The organism is Bacteriovorax sp. HI3, from assembly GCF_059738875.1.
In genome coordinates this window covers 2,362,187-2,378,476 of the sequence record NZ_AP026946.1, presented here as the reverse complement: position 1 = coordinate 2,378,476, position 16,290 = coordinate 2,362,187, and the positions used below count along the sequence as shown (strand labels likewise).

The 16,290-nt window shown below is 41.6% G+C and carries 16 protein-coding genes; 4 read left to right on the top strand and 12 right to left on the bottom strand.

The features are described 5' to 3' along the window. Position 1 precedes the first annotated feature (1 nt). The 6 genes from AC6JA8_RS11660 to AC6JA8_RS11635 are packed head-to-tail and all read right to left on the bottom strand — an operon-like array spanning position 2 to position 3,564. The gene (locus AC6JA8_RS11660; protein WP_491636277.1) at positions 2 to 154 is read right to left on the bottom strand and encodes a DUF5989 family protein; all 153 of its coding nucleotides are present in this window, start codon (positions 152 to 154) and stop codon (positions 2 to 4) included. Between the two features lie 17 nt (positions 155 to 171). Further along, positions 172 to 1,461, bottom strand: a complete 1,290-nt coding sequence (locus AC6JA8_RS11655) for an ABC transporter permease (RefSeq protein ID WP_497973939.1) — start codon at positions 1,459 to 1,461, stop codon at positions 172 to 174. After that, positions 1,418 to 2,089 (bottom strand): ABC transporter ATP-binding protein, encoded by a 672-nt coding sequence (locus AC6JA8_RS11650; RefSeq protein WP_497973938.1) that lies wholly within the window; start codon positions 2,087 to 2,089, stop codon positions 1,418 to 1,420. Before AC6JA8_RS11650 ends, AC6JA8_RS11655 begins: the two co-directional genes overlap by 44 nt. A gap of 24 nt (positions 2,090 to 2,113) precedes the next feature. Continuing rightward, positions 2,114 to 2,653: a ZrgA family zinc uptake protein gene (locus AC6JA8_RS11645; protein ID WP_497973937.1), complete on the bottom strand. Its 540-nt coding sequence runs from the start codon at positions 2,651 to 2,653 to the stop codon at positions 2,114 to 2,116. Next, positions 2,650 to 3,108, bottom strand: coding sequence for a DUF3299 domain-containing protein (locus tag AC6JA8_RS11640; RefSeq protein ID WP_102243988.1), 459 nt, complete (start codon positions 3,106 to 3,108; stop codon positions 2,650 to 2,652). Before AC6JA8_RS11640 ends, AC6JA8_RS11645 begins: the two co-directional genes overlap by 4 nt. Positions 3,109 to 3,117: 9 nt before the next feature. Further along, on the bottom strand, positions 3,118 to 3,564 hold the full coding sequence (locus tag AC6JA8_RS11635; protein ID WP_102243987.1) for a Fur family transcriptional regulator: 447 nt from the start codon (positions 3,562 to 3,564) through the stop codon (positions 3,118 to 3,120). 107 nt (positions 3,565 to 3,671) lie between these two features. Here AC6JA8_RS11635 and AC6JA8_RS11630 point away from each other — a divergent pair, with 107 nt between their 5' ends. Next, a complete protein-coding gene (locus tag AC6JA8_RS11630; protein WP_497973936.1) occupies positions 3,672 to 5,033 on the top strand; it encodes a hypothetical protein in 1,362 nt (453 codons plus the stop codon). 2 nt (positions 5,034 to 5,035) lie between these two features. Here AC6JA8_RS11630 and AC6JA8_RS11625 read toward each other — a convergent pair whose 3' ends face one another. Then, the gene (locus AC6JA8_RS11625; RefSeq protein ID WP_497973935.1) at positions 5,036 to 5,776 is read right to left on the bottom strand and encodes a MipA/OmpV family protein; all 741 of its coding nucleotides are present in this window, start codon (positions 5,774 to 5,776) and stop codon (positions 5,036 to 5,038) included. Between the two features lie 169 nt (positions 5,777 to 5,945). Here AC6JA8_RS11625 and AC6JA8_RS11620 point away from each other — a divergent pair, with 169 nt between their 5' ends. The 3 genes from AC6JA8_RS11620 to AC6JA8_RS11610 all read left to right on the top strand — a co-directional run bounded on the left by AC6JA8_RS11620 (position 5,946) and on the right by AC6JA8_RS11610 (position 10,129). Next, positions 5,946 to 6,827, top strand: coding sequence for a M48 family metalloprotease (locus AC6JA8_RS11620; protein ID WP_102243984.1), 882 nt, complete (start codon positions 5,946 to 5,948; stop codon positions 6,825 to 6,827). Positions 6,828 to 7,024: 197 nt separating this feature from the next. Further along, positions 7,025 to 7,903 (top strand): M48 family metalloprotease, encoded by an 879-nt coding sequence (locus tag AC6JA8_RS11615; protein WP_497973934.1) that lies wholly within the window; start codon positions 7,025 to 7,027, stop codon positions 7,901 to 7,903. An 81-nt stretch (positions 7,904 to 7,984) separates the two neighbouring features. Further along, positions 7,985 to 10,129, top strand: a complete 2,145-nt coding sequence (locus tag AC6JA8_RS11610; RefSeq protein WP_497973933.1) for a type IA DNA topoisomerase — start codon at positions 7,985 to 7,987, stop codon at positions 10,127 to 10,129. 44 nt (positions 10,130 to 10,173) lie between these two features. Here AC6JA8_RS11610 and AC6JA8_RS11605 read toward each other — a convergent pair whose 3' ends face one another. The 5 genes from AC6JA8_RS11605 to AC6JA8_RS11585 form a co-directional block, all read right to left on the bottom strand. Next, a complete protein-coding gene (locus AC6JA8_RS11605) occupies positions 10,174 to 11,259 on the bottom strand; it encodes an AgmX/PglI C-terminal domain-containing protein (RefSeq protein ID WP_497973932.1) in 1,086 nt (361 codons plus the stop codon). 18 nt (positions 11,260 to 11,277) lie between these two features. Further along, entirely contained in the window at positions 11,278 to 11,703 is a 426-nt protein-coding gene (locus AC6JA8_RS11600) for an ExbD/TolR family protein (RefSeq protein WP_102243980.1), read from the bottom strand. Positions 11,704 to 11,741: 38 nt separating this feature from the next. After that, positions 11,742 to 12,353 carry a MotA/TolQ/ExbB proton channel family protein gene (locus AC6JA8_RS11595; RefSeq protein WP_158649654.1) on the bottom strand — a complete coding sequence of 204 codons (612 nt, stop codon included), beginning with the start codon at positions 12,351 to 12,353 and terminating at the stop codon, positions 11,742 to 11,744. 91 nt (positions 12,354 to 12,444) lie between these two features. Then, complete coding sequence (locus tag AC6JA8_RS11590) at positions 12,445 to 13,341, bottom strand: tetratricopeptide repeat protein (protein ID WP_497973931.1); 897 nt, start codon at positions 13,339 to 13,341, stop codon at positions 12,445 to 12,447. 5 nt (positions 13,342 to 13,346) lie between these two features. After that, the gene (locus tag AC6JA8_RS11585; RefSeq protein WP_497973930.1) at positions 13,347 to 16,262 is read right to left on the bottom strand and encodes a hypothetical protein; all 2,916 of its coding nucleotides are present in this window, start codon (positions 16,260 to 16,262) and stop codon (positions 13,347 to 13,349) included. Positions 16,263 to 16,290 lie beyond the last annotated feature (28 nt).

The window sequence follows — 16,290 nt, the reverse complement described above, 5'->3', positions numbered from 1 at the left end:
TTTAAAAGAATGAATAAACAAAAGGCGCGACCGCACTTCCCTGAGCGTAGATAACCAGCGCTCCAAAGAGAATTAAGAATAGAAGAATGGGAAGCAGCCACCATTTCTTATGGCGTCCCAAAAAGCGAAAGAGGTCTTTTAAAGTATCAAGCATAGATTAAATTCTATAGCTTAGATCTTGATAGTCAACCCGTCCTGCAATGAATTGAGGTAAGCTTTTATCGCCGGGATAAGCCCTGCCAAAGTCCCCACGACAAAGATGCCTGCCAGGTAGTACCACTCTGTTTTTGAAAGCGGCTCAATTGGTAGGTACACTGAGAAGTTAGACTCAAGCCATGGACGTACGAAATAAAGAAGTCCGTACATTGAGGCCACACCAACGATACATCCCATCAGAACCAAAAAGCTCGATTCGTACAGGAGTAGGAAAAAGACATGGCGCGAGCTTGCTCCAAGAGACCTTAAAATGGCCATCTCGCGTCTTCTTTCATTGATAGAAGTATAAAGAGAGATAAGAATACTCATGACTCCTACCAGAAGAACACAAAGACTCACTAGAAAGAGAATTTGTTCAACATAGCCGATCGTCTCCCACATTTCCTGAAGAGAAAGAGCAGGGATAATCGCCATGACTGGCTCATTAGGGTACATATCGATATTTCTTCTCATACGAAGAACGGCGATACGCGATTTTAGCTTCACCATAAAAGAAGTGAGCTGGGTGATTTCGATATTTTCTTTTTTAAAGCGTTCAGGATTGATCGCTTCGCCACTTGGTACACCTGTTTCCCAGCCAAAGTGAATCGCTTCCATTCCTTGAAGAGTGATGTACACGCCCGTATCAATCGGCGTTTGGGTTGGCGCCATGATCCCTACAATTTTAAAAGGAGTGTTGTCGTGGGCCAAAACAGCTTCGCTTGAGAGTCCGTGAGAGATGACAATCGGATCGCCAACTTTGTGCTTAAATTTTTTAGCGACTTCAGAACCAAGCACTACATCAAAAGTATCAACAGGAAGAACTCCTTCCTGCATTTTAACTTCCTGGTCGCCGCGGAAGCGGTAGTGTTTGTAGAAATTTTCATCAGTGGCGACAACGCGGAAGCCGCGGTAAGCGTCTCCTAATGAGATAGGGATCGTCCACTCAACCTGTGGGTTGGATTTTATATCATTATAAGTCGTCATCTTGATGTTGTTGACCGCTCCACCGATATGAAAAACAGTGTAAAGCAGAAGCTGAAGAGAGCCGCCCTTGGCCCCAACAATCAAATCCGTTTTAGAGATGGTGTTGGTGAAGCCGTCTCTGGCCCCGTTTCTGATGCGCTCAATCCCTAAGAAAAGAGTGACAGAAAGAGCGATGGATAAAACACACAGAAAACTTGTGAACTTTCTGTTTTTGATAGACTTATAAGTTAAAAAATTAATCATGGTGATTGATCTCTGGAAGTGAAATGGATCTTGCAAAATACGATCTTAAGCGCTCGTCATGGGAAACAAAGATCAGGGTGAATTTTTTCTTCTCCCAGACCTTCATTAAAAGCTCCATAAACTCGCGGGTGTTTTTTTCATCGAGAGCACTGGTTGGCTCATCGGCAATGATCATTTCAGGGTTTCCGATCAGGGCGCGGGCCGCGGCCACTCGTTGCTGTTGACCAATTGAGAGGTCGGTGACCTTTTTATTGATATGTTCGCGCAGTCCAAGCGAGTCGACCAACTCTTCGGCCTGGGCGTGGAAATCGTGGTCAGCTCTTGTTTTATTGATCATGCAAGGAAGAACAATATTTTCTTTAACCGTCAGGTAGGGGATCAGGTTGAAGATCTGAAAGATGTAACCAATTTTTTCCCCGCGAAGGTGGTCGCGTTTACTTTGAGAAAGTTTGGTTAAATCCTGACCCAGGACACTGACTTCGCCTGAGTTAGCCTTGAGAACTCCGGCCGTTAAATTTAAAAGAGTGCTTTTCCCGTGGCCTGATGGCCCGTAGAGAAAGACTTTTTCACCGGATTCAATATCAAGCTGGTCAATGTTGATGACCAGCTTGTTATGATTAGGATAAGAGAATTTACATTGTTTAAGTGAAATGGCTTTTGTCATAAGACGCTTCTTGAAAGGAGAGCACTATAGTTTAAATTGCTCCACAGCTTTTGTTACATTGATAGTCTTAGTTTCTGAACCAACTAAGTCAATCTGTAGTTTCTTAATGTGAGTGAAATATTTTTTAATGGCCACAGACACTGTTGAACCTTTTGGATCTTGAGCGCATGTGATCTTAGCTTTAGCTTCGATGTCACTGTGGATACCAGCTTCTTTTTTGCTTGCGGGTTTTTCGTCGTGATCTTCCATTTCCTGCTCAAATGAAGCTTCTCCAATAGAGCAGCCCAGTTTTGCATCTAACGTGATTAGTTTAGTCAGTAGATCTTTTTTCCAAAGATTTTGAGCGTCAGCGAATGTTTTCTTTTCTTTGTCTGTTTTTGGAGCGTACTCAAATCCGATAAAAGATTCAGCTGGTCCATCAATGTCTAGTTCAATTGTTTTTCCATCTACGGCCATTTCTAGTTTGATTGAACCGTGTTCATGGGCCCCAAGACCTTTGCCATGTTCATGAGCAAATGTTTGAGAAGAAAGAATAAGGGCAAGTACAAGAGTTAGTTTTGTCACGGGTGTGCTCCTTGTGGTGACGGTGGTGTATAAGTTTTCAGTTCTTTCATCTTGAGTCCTTCCATTTTAAAAGATGACTCCAGATCCGCGTTTGTTTCCACCGCAAGCTTTCCCGTGAGCTCGATTGGATAAAACGAAGGTTTAACTTTTGATCCTTTTTTCATTTTCACCAGTACCAGTTGGTTTGGTGGTGGAGGTGGAACGTGCATGCATGCTGGCACGTATGGCATGAAGAGAAATTCCACAATTTCTTTTGCTTCATAATCAAGCGGCATCATAAAGCCCTTGATCGTCACTTCTTTGCCCAGAACTTTTTGTAGTTCTGGTTTAATGACGTTCTTTTTTGTTTTAGTGTCAAAGTCCAGGGTCTTTAAAGTTTCCCATGGGACATCTAGAGCAAAAGCACTCATTGAAACCAGTAATGTCAGTGCTCCCGTAAGCATTGTCTTTTTCATTTATAACCCCTAACTTTTTGCACATTGTTCACAGACAGCGAAGATCTCCAGCCTGTGTTGAATGTTGCTATAACCCTTTTTCTGCAGATTCAGTTCGATCTTTTCCATTAGACAATCGTGGAACGATTCGATTTTTTTGCAGATTTTGCAAATGATGTGGTGATGGTGGTGGTGAGGATCATTGTACTCAAAATGGGCCATATCTTTTTCCAGGAAAGACGTATTGACCAGCTGGGCATCAACGAATTGATTGAGGCAGCGGTAGATAGTGGCCTGGTCGCAAGAATTTTTTGGCAATTTTTTGAGGATATCCTCAGCAGTAAAGGGGCCGTGCTCTTTTATTAAGAGACCCAAAATAAGTTTTCTAGGGGCGGTTATAGAGAGCCCTTTTTCCTTTAGTAGCGAAATACAAAGAGCATCTCGCTCTTGTTCCTTTTTCGGATTTAAAATACCCATAATTTTACCCGTCCTTAGGCGATTTTATAGGGAAAATATTTGATTTGCAAGTGGTTTGCAAAATACATTTTTTACCCTTTTTTAGGTTTTCGTTTATCATCTATATTATGGAATTAAAGATACTTTTAGTCGAACCCAATGATTCGGTGGGGGAGCTCATAGCCAAGAACCTGGAAAGGGAATTTGGCGCAAAAACCATCCACTATAAAAGTGGCGCGGAAGCAGTTGAGGTCGTCAAAAAGGGCGAGTATTTTGATTTATTCGTCGTTCGCAATAATTCTGAAGAAACGGCCGATCATCCCAGCGAAGCGATCGCTGCCCTTTTTCTCAACGTCATTTATGATGACTCTTTAAGAACTCCATTGATTGTTATTGGAGAGTTCGAGCACACATATAAAAAGTTTGCCATGGTTTCTGACCGCTTGAGAATTGAAGAGCTCAATCGACTGGTGCTTAAAGCACTCAATCTAAAAAAAGAAGAGTTCTCGCATTTAAAACTTCCAGACTACATTCCTTTTCCTATCAATTATTTTTATCTCATGAACCTTTCTCCGTGCGATGTCTATATTAAGCTCGCTAAAAAAAGTGGGGACGAGTATGTCAAACGTTTGCACTTTGGTGAAAACTTCACAAAAGAGAGCTTGAAAAAATATGAAGACCTGGGGTTGCGCGAATTTTTCATCTTAAAAGAAGAACGTGAGCTTTTTATGAACGGTCTTCTGACTCAGTCCCTGAGAAATCTTAAAAAGCCGGTGACTATTGATGAAGCCGTAGTAAAGACAGGGGATTCTTTTGTTATTAGTAGCGACTTGATTAAGTCTTTGGGGATTACGTCAACTTGTGTGGCCATGGTCGATCAAACCGTTCACCAAATCAGAACGCAGATTACTAAGACAGATAAGCTGGGCTCACTGCTAAGAAAACTTTTAGACAATCAATTGAGTTATTCTTACCGAAGATCCTACCTTATATGCCTGATGTCCTACACACTTCTGCCAAAGATGGAATGGGGAAGTCAGGACCAACAATCAGTTATGCTGGAAAAACTCTCGATGGTGAGTTTCTTTCACGATATTTACCTGGATGATGAAAAGCTCTTAAAGATCATGGATAACGAAGCTCTAAAAAAGGCCAATCTCACTCCACGAGAAAGAGATGCGGTTTTAAATCACGCTCACCAGGCCGCCCTTTTAGTTCAAAGCTATCCGCGACTTCCTCAAGGTGTCGACATTATCATTAAACAACACCATGGAGTTTCTAATGGAGTCGGTTTTCCAGAAGTGATGACGGCCGGGATTTCGCCGATGGCGATTTTCTTTGTGGTGATCGAAGACTTTGTGACGACTCTTCTAGAACAGGGGAATGAGCCGAATTTTGCCGTGATTCTCTCACATCTCAAACTGCGCTATCAACTTCCGACCTACAGAAAAATAGTGGCGGAAATTGAGCACATGTTAACTAAAAAATAATCCTAGAAATTATAGTTGTAACCAAAGAGTCCACCGAACTCTAACTTATCGCCGTTCATCGTTGGTGAGTTTCTCACATCTTTATTAACCAACTTGGCATTCAGCGCCCCCATTAATGAAGACTTTTCTGTAAGCTTGTAGACCGGAAGCATCCCTATACTCGGTTGAACGTAGTTATTAAGATGGTATTCGCGGCGAGTGGCCGTCGCTTCATGAGACCTGACATTATAGTAGTACTCAGCGTACTTATCATCAAACCAGTCCAGCCCAAAGTTAGTTAAGAGAAAGAATTTTTCTGAGATTAAGAACATCTTTCCATAATTAAACTGCACCACTGTTCCTTTGGAGCGCCCGTGGATATCGTGAGAAATGTTTAAACCATAACTAAAAAACTTGGCAGAGATACCAGCAAAGGCCGAATCTTTTCGTGGGATCATTCCCGCGCCCTGGTAGCGATCACCATCGCGTTTAATAAAGAGGGTGACGTTTGCCATCTTGGAACCAAGGGCCATAAATGAGAGGCCTTGGGGCCCAAGAGAAACCCGACCATAACTCGCTTGCACAAGAGGAATGGGTTTGACGATCCATTTTTTATCCATGTTTTCGTATGTATTTCCCTTGCGCAAATTCTTTTTAAAAACAAATCCTGCACCAAGTGAAGCGCTCCAATCTCGGGCATCTTCAGCGAGGGCAATGGTTGTCGACATAAGGAAAAAAGACAAAAGCAGGGTTGTAGTTTTCATATCTAATGATCATAAAGGATTCCTTAAAAAAGAAAAGAGCACTTATTCACTCCGCTATTTAGACAAAGCTTCTGCAAGAAATTGACAGATTAATTTCCAACCGAAATTTAAAGAAAGTGTCAGGATAGAGTTACGTTTTGATTTTCATCGTTTGTTACGGAGGACATATATGAAAAAATCTCTATTGCTTAGTTCACTTGCTCTTACTATGACACTTTCAACTGCAAGCATTGCTTGTGACCAACACGGAAATTCTGGATTCTTACCTGAAAACAACCTTTCTATCGGTGTAAACGATAAAATGGCAGGGGACATGACAGAAGAGCGCTTCCTTTCAATCATCGGACGCGTAGAAGCTGTATATTCACCAATCATTTCTGAAATGGGTGCAACTCTAAAGATGAATAACCTTTGGACAAACAACACTGTAAACGCTTCAGCTCAACAGTACGGGACTACATGGCAAGTAAACATGTACGGTGGTCTTGCTCGTCACAAACTGACAACTGACGATGGTTTCATGATGGTAGTCTGTCACGAACTTGGTCACCACATTGGTGGAGCTCCAAGATACGACAGAAACACTGACTGGGCATCTAACGAAGGACAAGCGGACTACTTCGCAGGTCTAAAATGTATGAGAAGAGTTCTTCAAAACGACGATAACATCGCTATCGTTGCTGGTATGACTATCGATGCAGAAGCGACAAAACAATGTCAGGCCGTTTACAAGTCTGAATCTGAAGTAGCTCTTTGTCAGCGTATCGCAATGGCAGGGAAGTCACTTGGATCACTTCTTGGATCACTTGGTGGAAACGCTAACGTAAACTTCAATACACCTGATAAAAAAGTTGTAAGACAAACTAACGATGCTCACCCACAAGCTCAGTGTCGTCTAGATACTTACTTCCAAGGTATGCTATGTGATAAGTCGATCGATGAAAACGTTTCAAAAGACGACGCTATCCCAGGTACATGTATTAAAAAAGATGGATACGCTCGCGGAGTTCGTCCTCTTTGTTGGTACAAACCAGGCTCAAACGAGATCTAATCGTCAAAAAAACTACGCCAAAAAATTGACAGCAGGGGCTTCTTCGGAAGCCCCTTTTTTATTTTTTCCCAATGAAAAACGATCTCTGTCAGTATCCGTCCTGAAATGTCAGGTAATGAAAGAATATTTTCTTTTCCAGATTGTTTTTAAATCGCAAGAATTAACCCATTCCTAATATTTGTTACGGAGGACTTTATATGACAAAAGGGATTTTAGTTGCACTGATGGCAACGACTTTATCTTTCCAAGCATTTTCTTGCGATGTTCACGGAACTGGTGGATTCGCTCCAGAAAATAACCTAAAAATCGCTGTAGGCGACAAAGCTGCAAACAACATGACTAAGGAAATGTTCCTTAATGCAATCAGCCGCGTATCTTCTGTTTACGAGCCAATCGTAAAAGAAAAAGGCGGAAAGCTAGTTATGAACAACAGATGGGATGACGAAACAGTTAACGCGTCAGCTCAACAAATGGGTACTACTTGGCAAGTTAACATGTACGGAGGTCTTGCTCGTCACCCTCTAGTCACTGTTGATGGATTCATGATGGTAGTATGTCACGAACTAGGTCACCACATTGGTGGAGCTCCTAGAAAAGGCGGATGGGGATCTGCATGGGCTTCTAACGAAGGTCAAGCTGACTACTTCGCTGGTCTAAAGTGTATGAGAAGAGTTCTTGAAAACGATGATAACATTGCAATCGTTTCAAAAATGGAAGTAGATGCTGAAGCAACAGCAAAATGTCAGCAAATCTACAAGTCTGAGTCTGAAATCGCTCTATGTCAGCGTGTATCAATGGCAGGTAAATCACTTGCTATGCTACTTGGTGACCTAGGTGGAAACTCAAACGTAAAATTCACAACTCCAGATATGTCAAAAGTATCTAGAACTAACGACAACCACCCAGCTGCTCAATGTCGTCTTGATACATACTTCCAAGGATCACTTTGTGATAAAGCGATCTCTGATGATGTAGACGGAAAAGATGCACTTAAAGGTGTATGTCTTAAGAGAGATGGATACGAATTAGGTATGCGTCCTCTTTGCTGGTACAAACCAACAGCTGCAGAACTATAATTTTTCCTAAATAGAAAAGTCATATAAAAAAGGGTCAGATTATTCTGGCCCTTTTTTATTTTTAAGAGTTTTATACTGATCATGATGAAGACTCTCATTCTTACTGAAAAACCCTCTGTTGCACGTGACTTTGCCGTGGCCCTTGGTGCTCTGGGGAAAGGCCAAGATGGGTTTATTGAAAATGATCAATATGTCATCACGTGGGCCATAGGGCATTTACTTGCTCCTTATGATCCCGAAGATTACGATGCCGCTTATAAGAAGTGGAGTTTAGCGACACTTCCTATTATTCCTTCTGAGTTTAAATTCAAAGCTCAGCCCAAAACTAAAAAGCAACTTGATGTGATTAAGAGAATCCTCAAGAGATCTGATATTGATAAACTTATAGTTGCTACCGATGCTGGACGTGAAGGAGAGCTCATTGCTCGCCTGATTTTAAATGAAGGAAGGGCCAAGATGAAGGCCTTTCGTTTTTGGACGTCAGCGGCCCTTACTAAAGATGTTATTCACCAAGAGATGAAAAACTTAAAACCTCTTTACGAATACGACCGTCTTTTTATTGCGGGAAGAGCTCGCCAAAAAGCGGATTGGCTAGTGGGGATGAACCTTTCAAGACTTGCGACCATTAAACTCAACGATCTCTTTTCTATTGGAAGAGTGCAGACTGCAGTTTTGAGTCTTTTGGTTGAAAGAAGAAAAGCGATTGATACATTTATTCCTCAGGATTATTTCGAATTCAAAGGGAAGTTTAAGTTTAAAAATGGCATGGTCCAGGCCTATTGGTTTGATCCAAAGAAAAAGGAAGATGAGAAGAGACAGGATAAGCGCGATTTCTTCGACGAGCTCCTTAAAAAAGTTCAGAATAAAAAGGCCGTGATCTCGGTTTTAAATGAAACAGAAAAGACGTCTTACCCTCAAGGTTTATACTCTCTGACTGAACTCCAAAGACAGGCCAACATGCTCTATGGGTTTTCAGCGTCTCGAACGCTGGAGATTGCCCAGTCACTTTACGAAAAATACAAATGCCTTTCTTACCCGAGAACTGACTCAAAAGTTATGGCCACCTCTTCATTTGATATGGTCAGAGGCCTGGTTTTTAAATTTAAAGAAATCTATCCAGAACATTTTGAGAAATTTGCCGGCTTTAAAGTCAGTGTAAAAAATAAAACAGTCTTTGATGATTCAAGGCTGACGGATCACCATGGTCTCATTCCTTTAAAAGATTTTAGCGGCGATGAGACTTCTGCTGAAGGAAAGATTTTTCACTTAGTTTTAAAACGTTTTATTTCAAACTTCCTGGAAAATCACCGTTACCTGGAAACTGATGTGGAAATTACCTGCGAGAACAACCTGTTTAAGGCCCGCGGGAAAAAGATCATTGAGATTGGTTTTAAAGCGCTTGAAGGAAAAGAAAGCGAAGAGATTCTTACGGAAATCTCATTGAATGAAGAAGGTGTCTTTGCAAGTGGAGATGTGGAGTCGAAAAAGACAAAGCCTCCTTTTGAGTACACTGAAGCTTCACTATTATATGACATGACCAATCCAGCAAGACTGGTGAATGAGTCAGACCTGAAAAAAATCTTTAGAACTGAAATTGGTTTAGGCACTCAGGCCACTCGCGCGCAAATCATCGAGACACTTTTAAAAAGAAACTACGTTGAAAGAGCGGCAAAGAATTTAAAAGCGACAGAAAAAGGAATTCTTCTCGTCGATAGACTCAACGATATGCCAAAGACCCGCGAACTAACCAGTGTCTCGCAGACAGCGAAGCTGGAGCTTGCTCTGCAGAGTATGGCCGAAGGGGAAACGGACGACTTGGATTTCTTGGACAAGATTAACGACTTCATTCAGACGGCAACAAATGAATGGAAGGCGATTGAAGGAGTTCCTCGCGATAAATCAAAACCTAAATCTTACGGTGGAAAAACTTACGGGCCAAAAGTCCCGGCGAAAGTTTCAAACCTTGGCCCTTGCCCTGTCTGTGGCGCCGAGATTAAGGATTTTCCAAAATCATACAGCTGCTCTCGCTGGAAAGAAGGCTGTCAGTTTACGATCTGGAAAGTAGTAGCAAAGAAAAAGCTTAGTGAAACTCAAGTAAAGAAGCTTATGGCCGATAAAAAAACCGATTTGATTAAAGGTTTTAAATCAAAGGCCGGAAAACCTTTTGATGCTTATCTGACGATGAACAAAGAAGGGAAAGTAGAATTTGAGTTTCTTCCTAGGTAAAATAAGACCAAAAAAAGGCCCGCTTTAAAGCAGGCCCCTTTTTCCTAGATCTTCGTGCTCTCAGAGAAGAAGTTCAGTGGCTGGCGTACGTCTACCAGACCCCCTCCCTTCGGTTTTGGGAAATCAATAATTCGTAAAATGTTGGCCATACAAGAGATCCCTTTTGGAGAGAACTGTGTCTGTGCCGTTTTGATATTAACTGTAGAAACTTTTCCGTCACCTTCGATTCGGAAGTTCAAGTCGACTATCCCTTTGATCTTTTCCGAGTGTTCCTGAAGCTCCTGTTGGTAACAGAACTTAAATTGAGGCAAGTACTCCTGAAGAATTTTTCTTAAGACTTCAGGTTCAATTGATCCCATAACAACAGTGTCCGCCTGAACGAATGCTGTATCAATTCCTTTTTTGTTAGCGAGACCTCTTGTGGTTGTAGAGCGGTCGTAGTTACCGACAGCATCTTTCCCAAGAAGGTGTCCCGATCCATCACCGATTCCGGCAGGGGCGCGGTAGTCTCCGGTTAAATTAGAACCTTTGTTACCAATTCCCGTACCACTAGTTAGTCCGCGACTTCCCTCAGTCCCAGCTCCGGCAGCAATTGTCATGGTGGCACTGTTACCCATTAGTGCCTTCAGTCCTTTACCTTTAAATTCGTATCCCTTCTGAGCAGAGTCTCCGAGTCCTGTCGCACCAGCGACGTTTGGACTTGAAAGAGGTCCTGCTTTGGCCGATCCCTTTTTAGACTTCTGAACTTTTTGGTCCAGGGCCTGAGTAGGGTCTCCTGTTTTTCCTGCTTCGTTTGTTGTAACTTTTTGGACCCCAGGATCCGTCATCGTCGCAACTTTTTGCAGTTCTTGTTTTTCAATCTTCTTCTTTAACTCCTTATATGATTCAGGAGGAGTAATGAAGTTCATTTTAATTGCTGCAAGTTTTTCTTTCTTTTCTTCCTCGATCTTATGAGCGGGGAATTTCACTACAAACACTATCGCATGGAGAAAGAGAGAGGCCATAATCGCTTTTTTGATAAAATCGCGGTTGGACTCATCTTTGGAGTAGTGTCTTGTAGGTATGGCCAGCTTCGCGGCAACTTTTCCGCGATGATGGTTCACTTTTATTGGTCTTAATGTTGGTATCATGAGCACACCACCTACAACTTAGTTTTTCTTGCCTTCTTCAGCGGCGATTGAGAAGTTTTTAGCTCCTGCAACTTTCGCCATATCCATCAGCTCAACAGCTCTACCTAAATTCGCAGCAGTGTCTCCTTCAAGGATAACTGAGTCGGTTTTTAGGTTTTTAAGCTCGCTGGCGATTTTTCTAGTGATCTCTTCCGGTACTACGGCCTTTCCTTGAACGGCCACTTTCCCATCTTTACCAAGAGAGATAACCAGGATCTCGGCTTCTTTCTTTTCATTTGTCAGCGCTGTCTTAGGAAGTTCGATGTCCATTCCTGATTCCAATGCTGCTGTCGAAGAAACCATAAAGATAATCAAAAGTACTAACATAACGTCGATAAGCGGGGTCATGTTAATGTCTGCTACGATATCCTCATCATTATCATCATTTCCAACTTTCATACTCATAGTGAACTCCTGCGGTGAAGATTAATGCCTACTAATAATTATCTCTTGATCGAGTTGAACTGATCGGCCATGTCACCAAGAGAGTGTTTAAACTCTTTTGCCGTAGCAGCAACTTTTACGTTGAGATAGTTGTAGAACATAACCGCGATAACCGCGACCGCAATACCAGAACCTGTAGCGATCAGGGCCTCTGAGATTGATCCAGCTACAACCGAGAACCCGGCCTTACCAGATGAACCGATTTGTTTAAACGATTCCATGATCCCCCAAACCGTACCAAATAGACCTACGAATGGTGCAGAAGATGCGATCGTACCAAGCATCCACATATTTTTCTTTAGGTGGGAGTTGGTTTCATCCAGACGTCTTTGTAGTCTTTGCTCATAATCTTCTCTTGATGATGATTCATCAAAAACAGCATAGTGAGCTTTAGCGATAACTTCCGGACAGTTTTTATATAGGTATTCCATTTCGTGAAGTTTTTGTGTCTCCACGATTCTTGTGGCTTCATTCACATAGTGCTTGGCCTCTTTTTGAAATTTCGTCAGCTGCAGAATCTTATGGATTGTGATAACCCAGATCGCTACAGAGAAGGCCAGTAGAGGCCACATGATAAATCCACCTTGCTTAAAAATTTCAATAAAATGCATACGTACTCCTTTGGACATAGTTCTCTAGAGAATCTACTCTAGATCCGCGTTTAAATGTTTAACAGGTTCAACTTTGAGAGAGAGCTACGAATTACTTCTTGGGGACAGTAACTTCTTTTGGTGTATCCTTAATCTTTTGATTAACTTCATCTAGGATCAACTCATTTCTTTTATTGTATTCAGCTGCGTATGTTCTTTTTTCTAAAATGGCCTTTGCTTCTTCCAGGCGGTTTTTTCTCATCAGGTTGTAAGCGTAAAGACCTACAATGTCCGCGCGGTTTAAGTAGTCGCGCTGGATTTTTGAGATATATGAAAACGACTTATCCATATCGTTTTGTCTGAAATAGATCAAGGCCAGAGAGTAGAGAAGATCGATATCTTCGTTATTTTTTGCTTCCAGTTTTTTTAAGATATCCAGCGCCTTGTTGTTTTCATTGAACTCGATATACAGCTGGGCCATATTGAAGTCCGGAGTGAAATAACTAGGCACGATCGTATTGGCCTTCTTAAAAGCATCGTAAGCTTCATTAAAGCGTTTAAACACCAGGTGAATCAGACCCAGGTTGTTGGAGATGACCGCCTCAGCAAGTTTCTTTTGCGAGTCGTTCATATCTTTGTTTGAAGCTCTGGTGGCTTCCATTCCCAGCTCGTAATAAAAGATCGCTTTAGGGTAGTCCTTGTTAAGCGAGTAACAAGTCCCCAGAGCATTCCAGTAAAACGGGTTGGTTTTATTCTGGTGCATTTTTTCTTCCAGCATCCCTTGGCCTTTAGCGATTTTTTGCTGATGGCAAGCAACCAGCGCCAGAGAGATGAAATCGCGTTTTGGCGACTCCATCGCCTGAAGGCGATTGGTGTTATAGCGCATGAACGATTCTTCAGCTAAAAGGTCATACTGGTCTTTCTGGATCTGGTTATTAAAACTTGGCCCTGCACAACTAGCAGCTAAAACAGCGAGAGCAAGTAGGGCGAATGTTGTTTTGGTTTTCATACTCATTATTGTCCTGCAACCACTCTATTACTATTTGAAGTCCCAATGTCTAAAGTGTTCGAGAAGAGAATCGCCGAGTGAAAATTAAGTGCTTTTTCCAATGAATTATTTTTTTCTAAACCGACTATATCATTTTTTTGAACTTCGAAAAAATAATTATTTTTCTCTAAAAAGGCCATTTTTTCGCGATCAACTTGCAGGCCCTTAGAGATCAGTGACTCAGTAATTTGGCGCATTCCCTGCTTAAACCCCTCTAAATACTTATCATCTACCCCTTTTGGGATGTAATTTCTAACCGCTTTTACCAATGAAAAGTACGGTTTTCCCAGGACGTTTCTAATCATGATAACTTCCTGTGGTCCAGAGCTCTTAGAAAGGGATACGGCCTCGTTATTAAGCTCTCCAATCATGGCAAAATACTGCTCTAGTTCCGAGTTAAACTTGTCCTCGTTGAACTTTTCTTCCTCTGTGAAGACGAATTTCATCTCCAGGGCCTTTTTCGCGAACTCTGTCACGTACTCATATTGAGTTGTGATAGCAGAGAGGTCCAGGATAGGCTGAAGGTCTGCGATGTCTTTTTTCACAGCTTCAGGGTTCTGGTAGAATTTGTATCTTACGTATTTATCCATCATGTTTTTAAGAGTCATGTTTTCAGCATGGGCCTTAAAGTAAGTGATAGCTTCTTTGTAGTTATCAGCGTAAATCATGCGTTCCATGTTTTCGTTTTGAGTTCTCGTGATCAGTTTTTCACTCAGGTCACATTTTTTGAATTCTTCTTCCACTTTAATCAGAGTCCCGATGTTCATCTTGTGAATGATCGTGTTCTCGTTGATTAACTGGTAGAAGTCTTCTTTGTTTTTGTAGAGGTCTTTACAAAAACGTCTTGCTGTCATGAGGGCCACTTCGTTAGATGTCTCTACGTTTTGCAGAAGTCTATATCCTTTTGCCAATACGAATAGGGACCCCGTAACTTTGATCAAGTCTTTATCGTCATACAGGTCTAAGCTTTTCTTTAACCATTTGTATGAATCTTTCCCTTTATTTTGTTCAAGAGAAAGAGCAGCAATAGCGTAGGCCGCTTCAGCTTTTGTTCTTCTTGGGTATTGTTTTGAGTCGTAGATCGACTCATATCCTTTCATCGCTTCTTTTACTTGTCCTTTTTTCTCTAGTGCCTGGTACTTATTAAATAGAAGCCCTCCAAGAACCGCAATCGAGTTCTCGATGTATTCTTTAGAGAAATTCAGGTAACCCTTTTCAATTTTTCCAATCCAGAAAGCAAGTTTGTCCGTGTTCTTTTCTTTGATGTAGTAATCAAGAATCTGAGTCAGCATCTCGCGGTGAATGTTTTCATCGCTCTTATAGTAGAACTTATAGACCATCAGGATATTAACCGCTTTTTTGATACGGTTAAGTTCAAAGTACTTGTTAAACAGTTTTTGATAAATTGCTTGTGACTTGTCTGATTGAGGGTAGAAAATCACAAAGTTTTTGAAAGCAAAAATTGTGTATTCGTCTTCTTTGGCCTTTGGAAGTTTTGCTAGCTCAATTGTCGCGAGCATCGCATCCAGAGACTTTCTTGTCGTTTCATTTTTATCTTTTGTCAGTTTCGCATTCATTACCGCACGCACGTAGTACTTAAGTGCAACCTGGTAATCCTGAGCTGAAAGCGCAGTTTCCCCCTGGTAGTAGCGGTATAGTTTTTTGTTTGGACGGTCTAAGCTTGAGAGGATATCAAAGTATCTCATGATCTTTTTGTAGTCGTCTTTGCTGTAAACAACCGGGTCTTTTGACTTGTCTTTGATCAGGTTGATTTGCATGAACCCGGCAACTTCCTTGATCTTGTTTTGTGCCTGGAAAAGGTCATCTTTATCCAGTTTGTTTTTCTTGTGTAGCTCAAGAATGCTGTTGGCCGTATCAAAGTATTGGTCATCTTTTTTACTTTCACGGTAAACATCAAGTTGAGTCAGGCGAACTTTCATTTCACCGTTAGGGTCTTTTCTTTTTCTTGTATCTTTAAGCGCCGCTTTTAAAACTTCATCTGTCATAGAGAAGTTGTTTTTGTTCATTGATGAAAGTGCTAGTCCAAGGAGGTGAGGAGCTGATGGATTAGCATTAGCTTCGAAGAATTCAACCCCTTCATAAGTAGAATCGGCCTGAACGAAGAAGATCCCGATGGCAGTAAAAATCTGCTCCTTCATTGAAACGTACTTTTTATTTTTTGTCGTTTCATATGAAAGCTTGATGAGGTCCAGGGCCTTCTTGAAATTTCTTTCTTTAAGGTGACACCAACCAGCGTTGTAAAGGTGCTTTCCGTACCATTCATCGTCTGGGTTTTTAAGAACGTCGTTGTAGTAAACGACCGCTTCATGGTAGCGTTTGTTGTTATAGTAGTATTCTGCCAGAGCTGTCTTGGCATTGTACATTGTTTTAGACTCGCCAGTGCTGTTAGCAATAGCAAGCTTCAGGAAGCGTTCAGTGTCTGAAGCTGTCCCGTAGTCGCGAGAGTTAATCGCCAGGGCGTAGTAGATTTCGGCGATTCTCTGGTATTTTGGGTATTGAGAAATAATCGTTAAAGCGTAACTCTGAGCCGTTTTGTACTGCTCTTGAGATGCTTTAAAGAAAGTTTCTTTTCCATTCTTAATAACCACGCTGGCGTCGGCCTTAAGCAGGTTTAAGTTTTCCTTTTCTTTAATCAGTTTTATTTTTTCTGAGTAAAGCTCAAACAAACGGTGCTTAAGCTCTGGGCCTGAATAACGGTTTCCTTTAATCGTTTTAATTTCGCTGTCGATTAAGACCATTAGTTTTTTCCAACGTTCTTGATCAAACGCCGGAGCGGGCGTCATAGCTCCAGTTTGTGGAGCTTCTTGGGATAAAGAAACGTTAGCTGAGAGTAGTGTAAGAAGAAGTAGGAGTGTTTTCATGAAATGCCCTCTGTATGTGCGGAGGATT

Coding starts and splice junctions, on each gene's coding strand:
- AC6JA8_RS11590 (WP_497973931.1), bottom strand. CDS start 13,341: ATGAAAACCAAAACAACATTCGCCCTACTTGCTCTCGCTGTTTTAGCT.
- AC6JA8_RS11625 (WP_497973935.1), bottom strand. CDS start 5,776: ATGAAAACTACAACCCTGCTTTTGTCTTTTTTCCTTATGTCGACAACC.
- AC6JA8_RS11615 (WP_497973934.1), top strand. CDS start 7,025: ATGACAAAAGGGATTTTAGTTGCACTGATGGCAACGACTTTATCTTTC.
- AC6JA8_RS11660 (WP_491636277.1), bottom strand. CDS start 154: ATGCTTGATACTTTAAAAGACCTCTTTCGCTTTTTGGGACGCCATAAG.
- AC6JA8_RS11585 (WP_497973930.1), bottom strand. CDS start 16,262: ATGAAAACACTCCTACTTCTTCTTACACTACTCTCAGCTAACGTTTCT.
- AC6JA8_RS11650 (WP_497973938.1), bottom strand. CDS start 2,089: ATGACAAAAGCCATTTCACTTAAACAATGTAAATTCTCTTATCCTAAT.
- AC6JA8_RS11595 (WP_158649654.1), bottom strand. CDS start 12,353: ATGCATTTTATTGAAATTTTTAAGCAAGGTGGATTTATCATGTGGCCT.
- AC6JA8_RS11635 (WP_102243987.1), bottom strand. CDS start 3,564: ATGGGTATTTTAAATCCGAAAAAGGAACAAGAGCGAGATGCTCTTTGT.
- AC6JA8_RS11630 (WP_497973936.1), top strand. CDS start 3,672: ATGGAATTAAAGATACTTTTAGTCGAACCCAATGATTCGGTGGGGGAG.
- AC6JA8_RS11620 (WP_102243984.1), top strand. CDS start 5,946: ATGAAAAAATCTCTATTGCTTAGTTCACTTGCTCTTACTATGACACTT.
- AC6JA8_RS11600 (WP_102243980.1), bottom strand. CDS start 11,703: ATGAGTATGAAAGTTGGAAATGATGATAATGATGAGGATATCGTAGCA.
- AC6JA8_RS11640 (WP_102243988.1), bottom strand. CDS start 3,108: ATGAAAAAGACAATGCTTACGGGAGCACTGACATTACTGGTTTCAATG.
- AC6JA8_RS11610 (WP_497973933.1), top strand. CDS start 7,985: ATGATGAAGACTCTCATTCTTACTGAAAAACCCTCTGTTGCACGTGAC.
- AC6JA8_RS11605 (WP_497973932.1), bottom strand. CDS start 11,259: ATGATACCAACATTAAGACCAATAAAAGTGAACCATCATCGCGGAAAA.